Consider the following 574-nt stretch of genomic DNA (forward strand, 5'->3'; position numbering starts at 1 on the left):
GCTGGGCTAGCTGGATTCGAACCAGCGCATGACGGAGTCAAAGTCCGTTGCCTTACCGCTTGGCTATAGCCCATCGATTTCTTACTTAATTATATGTAAGTATCCATTAGATTATTTGTAATTTTTAAAATAAAAATGGGGCGACTGATGGGAATCGAACCCACGAATGCCGGAGCCACAATCCGGTGCGTTAACCACTTCGCCACAACCGCCATGTTGTGTAAATATATTTGGCAGGGGCAGTAGGAATCGAACCCACACTGGAGGTTTTGGAGACCTCAGTTCTACCTTTAAACTATGCCCCTATGTAAATGGTGGAGGGGGGCAGATTCGAACTGCCGAACCCGAAGGAGCGGATTTACAGTCCGCCGCGTTTAGCCACTTCGCTACCCCTCCGAAACTTACATGGTGCCGGCTAGAGGACTTGAACCCCCAACCTACTGATTACAAGTCAGTTGCTCTACCAATTGAGCTAAGCCGGCGTATTTTATTAAAACAAATGGTGGCTCGGGACGGAATCGAACCGCCGACACGAGGATTTTCAGTCCTCTGCTCTACCGACTGAGCTACCGAG

5 tRNA genes are annotated in these 574 nt (G+C 49.1%); all 5 read right to left on the reverse strand.

What is annotated here, in order from left to right:
* Nucleotide 1: 1 nt before the first annotated feature.
* Nucleotides 2–73 (reverse strand) — tRNA-Gln (locus AC3WTA_RS28460).
* A 63-nt stretch (nt 74–136) separates the two neighbouring features.
* Nucleotides 137–212 (reverse strand) — tRNA-His (locus AC3WTA_RS28465).
* A 19-nt stretch (nt 213–231) separates the two neighbouring features.
* A tRNA-Trp gene (locus tag AC3WTA_RS28470) sits at nt 232–305 on the reverse strand.
* A gap of 7 nt (nt 306–312) precedes the next feature.
* A tRNA-Tyr gene (locus tag AC3WTA_RS28475) sits at nt 313–396 on the reverse strand.
* A 10-nt stretch (nt 397–406) separates the two neighbouring features.
* Nucleotides 407–482, reverse strand: a tRNA-Thr gene (locus tag AC3WTA_RS28480).
* Nucleotides 483–574 lie beyond the last annotated feature (92 nt).

Source organism: Bacillus sp. EB106-07-01-XG149, from assembly GCF_058791555.1.